Source organism: Pseudomonas sp. HMWF006 (genome assembly GCF_003061205.1).
Taxonomy (GTDB): domain Bacteria; phylum Pseudomonadota; class Gammaproteobacteria; order Pseudomonadales; family Pseudomonadaceae; genus Aquipseudomonas; species Aquipseudomonas monsensis.
Window position 1 is genome coordinate 6513 of sequence record NZ_QAIU01000446.1, and the last position, 4310, is coordinate 10822.

The window sequence follows — 4310 nt, forward strand, 5'->3', positions numbered from 1 at the left end:
GCTGGTCAGCTTACAGCCTGTTTGGCTTCCTCAGCCTTTTTGCCGCATTGCCCCAGGCCAACGCGACCGGCGAGGACTACGCCGTTCTGATCATCTCTCGCGAGCGCCTGGAGGTGCCGACCTCCTGCGAGATTGGCGTGTACATCCAGGATCAGTTTGCCGGGCGCTTGCTGCAGGAACAGTCCACCTCGTTCAACCTGCAACATGGCACGTTTTCCATCCGCCTGAAGCTGGAGCCGAGCCAGGTCCCGGGCTGCAAGCCGGGCATGCTGGCACCGCCGGCGCAGGAGATCACGCTCAAGGCCGGTGACGTGGTCAAGTACCGGATTGCAGCATCCGCCAAAGGCTTGTACCTGCGACCTGCCGCTCTCGAATACTGAGCAAAGGCAGACTGTGGGAGCAGGCTCGCTCCCACAGGTGTTTTGTGACGCGCCAGAGATTGGCGCTTGACCTTGCCCGCATGGCAAGGTTGATCCTTGTAGGCATCTACTACAGGGGGTACGACCGATGTCCGATTCCATCACTTTCGACCTGCCGATTGCCGGCATGACCTGCGCCAGTTGCGCCGGGCGGGTCGAGCGGGCGTTGAGCAACGTCAGCGGCGCCAGTGCGGTCAGCGTCAACCTCGCCACCGAACAGGCCCGCGTGCAGGCACCCGGCGGCAGTCTGCCGGCGCTGATGGAGGCGGTGACGCGTGCCGGTTACAGCGTGCCGCAACAGACCCTCGAATTGAGCATCGACGGCATGACCTGCGCTTCCTGCGTCGGTCGCGTCGAGCGTGCCCTGAACAAAGTCCCGGGGGTGAAAAGCGTCAGCGTCAATCTGGCCAACGAACGCGCCCACCTCGAACTGCTCGGCAAAGTCGACGCGCAAACCCTGCTCGACGCGGTGAGCAAGGCCGGCTATTCGGCGAGCGTCTGGCAAGCCGAACACCCACAAACCGATGACCAACAGCGGCGTCTGCAGCATGAGCGCTGGGCGCTGATCTGCGCAATCGCCCTCGCCTTGCCGCTGGTGCTGCCGATGGTGCTGCAACCGTTCGGCATTCACTGGATGCTCCCGGCCTGGGCGCAATTCGCCCTCGCCACCCCGGTGCAATTCATTTTCGGTGCACGGTTTTATGTCGCCGCGTGGAAAGCCGTGCGCGCCGGCGCTGGCAACATGGACTTGCTGGTCGCCCTTGGCACCAGCGCCGGCTATGGCTTGAGCCTGTACGAGTGGGCCACCGCCGCCGGGCGCATGCCACACCTGTATTTCGAAGCGTCAGCGGTGGTGATCGCCCTGGTGCTGCTCGGCAAATACCTCGAAAGCCGCGCCAAGCGCCAGACTGCCAGCGCCATCCGCGCCCTCGAAGCCTTGCGCCCGGAGCGGGCGACGCAATTGATCGACGGCCGCGAGCAAGACGTCGCCATCAGCGCACTGCGCCTGAACGATCAGGTATTGGTCAAACCCGGCGAACGCTTCCCGGTGGACGGCGAGGTGCTGGAAGGTCAGAGCCACGCGGACGAAGCCTTGATCAGCGGCGAAAGCCTGCCCGTGTCGAAACAACCGGGGGACAAGGTCACCGGTGGCGCGATCAACGGTGAAGGCCGGCTGCTGGTGCGCACCACCGCCCTCGGCGCGGAAAGCGTGCTGGCGCGGATCATCCGTCTGGTCGAGGACGCCCAGGCAGCCAAAGCGCCGATCCAGAAACTGGTGGATAAAGTCAGCCAGGTGTTCGTGCCGACGGTGTTGGTGCTGGCCCTGGCAACGTTGATCGGCTGGTGGCTGTACGGCGCGCCCATGGAAACCGCGTTGATCAACGCCGTCGCCGTGCTGGTGATCGCCTGTCCGTGTGCCCTCGGCCTCGCCACCCCGACAGCGATCATGGCCGGCACCGGTGTAGCGGCGCGGCACGGCATTCTGATCAAGGACGCCGAAGCGCTGGAACGTGCCCATGAAGTCAGCAGCGTGGTGTTCGACAAGACCGGCACCCTGACTTCCGGCACGCCACGCATCGCCCATTTCAGTGCCGTCGACGGTGACGAAGACGCCCTGCTGCAAATGGCCGGCGCCCTGCAACGCGGCAGTGAACACCCACTGGCCAAAGCCGTGCTGGACGCGGCTGCCGAGCGTGATCTGAGCGTGCCCGATGTCAGCGACAGCCAATCCCTGACCGGGCGTGGCATCGCCGGCAACCTTGGCGGGCGGCGCCTGGAGCTGGGCAACCGGCGCTTGCTGGAAGAAAGCGGGTTGAGCGCCGGCAGCCTCGCCGAATCCGCCACGGCCTGGGAAGGCGAAGGCAGGACCTTGTCGTGGCTGATCGAACAAAGCCCCGAGCCGCATGTGCTTGGCTTGTTCGCCTTCGGTGACACGCTCAAGCCCGGCGCACTGGAAGCGGTGCAACAACTGGCCGCTCGCGGTATCCACAGCCACTTGCTGACCGGCGACAACCGCGGCAGTGCTCGCGTGGTCGCCGAGGCGTTGGGCATTGCCAACGTTCATGCCGAAGTACTCCCGGCCGACAAAGCCGCCACGGTTGCCGAACTGAAGAAAACCGGCGTGGTGGCGATGGTCGGCGATGGCATCAACGACGCGCCGGCACTCGCCGCAGCCGACATCGGCATCGCCATGGGCGGCGGCACCGACGTGGCCATGCACGCCGCCGGCATTACCCTGATGCGCGGTGATCCACGACTGGTGCCGGCGGCGCTGGAGATCAGCCGCAAGACCTACGCGAAGATCCGCCAGAACCTGTTCTGGGCCTTCGTCTACAACCTGATCGGCATTCCGCTGGCGGCGTTCGGCTTCCTCAACCCGGTGCTGGCCGGCGCGGCGATGGCGCTGTCGAGCGTCAGCGTGGTGAGCAATGCGCTACTGTTGAAAACCTGGAAACCCGAGGATATGGAGGAGCACCGATGAACATCGGCCAAGCGGCCCGGCACAGTGGTCTGAGCGCAAAAATGATCCGCTATTACGAGTCGATCGGCCTGCTCAAGGCGGCTCATCGCACCGACAGCGGTTATCGGGTCTACGGCGATGATGACCTGCACACCCTGGCATTCATCAAGCGTTCGCGCGACCTGGGGTTTTCCCTGGAGGAAGTCGGCAAGCTGCTGACCCTGTGGCAGGATCGCCAGCGCGCCAGTGCCGACGTGAAGGCTCTGGCGCGCCAGCACATCGACGAGTTGAATCAGAAGATCCGCGAACTCGGCGAATTGCGCGACACCCTGCAGGATCTGGTCGAGCACTGTAATGGCGATCATCGTCCCGATTGCCCGATCCTCAAGGAACTGGCGTCGGGCTGCTGCGCGCAACCCGCTCGCGCTTGAGTGCGAGGACTTTCACCGTCACTAACGTACCGAGCGGGATGCCGTGGAACAGCAGCACCACGGCACCCGGCGTCCACCAGCCATAGAACGGCGCGGCAATCAGCATGCCGACGCCAAACCCGGTCATTTGCAGCAAGGTCAGGAAGCTGAAGATCGGCAGGCGCAAATGCTCCGGTTCGCGTTGCAGGCGCGACATCAGGCCCACTTCGGAAAAGCCGTCGCCTAACCCTGCCGGCAGGGAAAACAGCAACAGACCGAGAAGGCTGTGCTGCTGGAACATCAGGATGAAGCCGCAGGACATCAGCGCCACGCCGAAGAAAAACCGGCGCTCGAGGTGGCCGTTGTCCGAACCCTTGAGGCGGCTGGCGATGCGCGCGCCCAGCAGTTTGCCGCTGGCCCATACCGCGAGCATCAGGCCCAGCGTGGTACTCGCCGACTCGGGCGTGAGCAGTTTGGAGATGATCGGAAAACCAACGTTGTGCGCGGCGCTGCCCAAGGTGTCGGCCATGGTCACGGCGAGCATCGCCGCAATCACCGGCGCGCTGCGCAGGCCCTGCTTGAGGACTGACCATTCGCCGCGTTCGCAGGTTGATTGTTCGCTGACGTCTGCAGCGGCGAAGCGCAACGGCGCAATCAACAGCGCCGCCAGCACATAGGTCAGTGCGTTGAGCGCGAATACCGTTTCAAAACCGAACGCTGCCACCAGCAAACCGGAGACCAGACTGCCGCCGACCATCGCTGCGGATGACGCCGAGGTGATCCAGGCATTGGTTTTCAGCAGCTGCGCCGGCTCGATCAGCCTCGGCAACTGGCTGTTGAGGCCGATGGCGAACATCGAGTTGCCAAAGCCCAGGCCAAAAGCGATCACCGGCAACAGCAACGCCTGCTCGCTCACCGGCAGGATCAACAACAGGCCAAGCAGCGCCGCGCGTAGCAGATCGAAGGCAATCAGCGGCACCCGACCATTCCAGCGGCGGTAGAAACGAGTACCGATCAGAC

The 4310-nt window shown here is 64.4% G+C and carries 4 protein-coding genes; 3 read left to right on the forward strand and 1 reads right to left on the reverse strand.

The features are described from left to right. The 3 genes from DBR24_RS18860 to cueR form a co-directional block, all read left to right on the forward strand. Positions 1-380 (forward strand): hypothetical protein (locus DBR24_RS18860; RefSeq protein ID WP_256591636.1); only part of this gene is annotated, 380 nt, incomplete at its 5' end. Between the two features lie 127 nt (positions 381-507). Continuing rightward, positions 508-2901 carry a heavy metal translocating P-type ATPase gene (locus DBR24_RS18865; protein WP_128615497.1) on the forward strand — a complete coding sequence of 798 codons (2394 nt, stop codon included), beginning with the start codon at positions 508-510 and terminating at the stop codon, positions 2899-2901. Further along, complete coding sequence (cueR, locus tag DBR24_RS18870; RefSeq protein ID WP_025111722.1) at positions 2898-3311, forward strand: Cu(I)-responsive transcriptional regulator; 414 nt, start codon at positions 2898-2900, stop codon at positions 3309-3311. Before DBR24_RS18865 ends, cueR begins: the two co-directional genes overlap by 4 nt. On the opposite strand, the gene DBR24_RS18875 is transcribed toward cueR, so the two are convergent. Continuing rightward, positions 3265-4310: MFS transporter (locus DBR24_RS18875; RefSeq protein ID WP_256591637.1), on the reverse strand; the 1046-nt coding region annotated here is incomplete at its 5' end. The two genes, cueR and DBR24_RS18875, sit on opposite strands and share 47 nt — an antisense overlap.

Coding starts and splice junctions, on each gene's coding strand:
- cueR (WP_025111722.1), top strand. CDS start 2,898: ATGAACATCGGCCAAGCGGCCCGGCACAGTGGTCTGAGCGCAAAAATG.
- DBR24_RS18865 (WP_128615497.1), top strand. CDS start 508: ATGTCCGATTCCATCACTTTCGACCTGCCGATTGCCGGCATGACCTGC.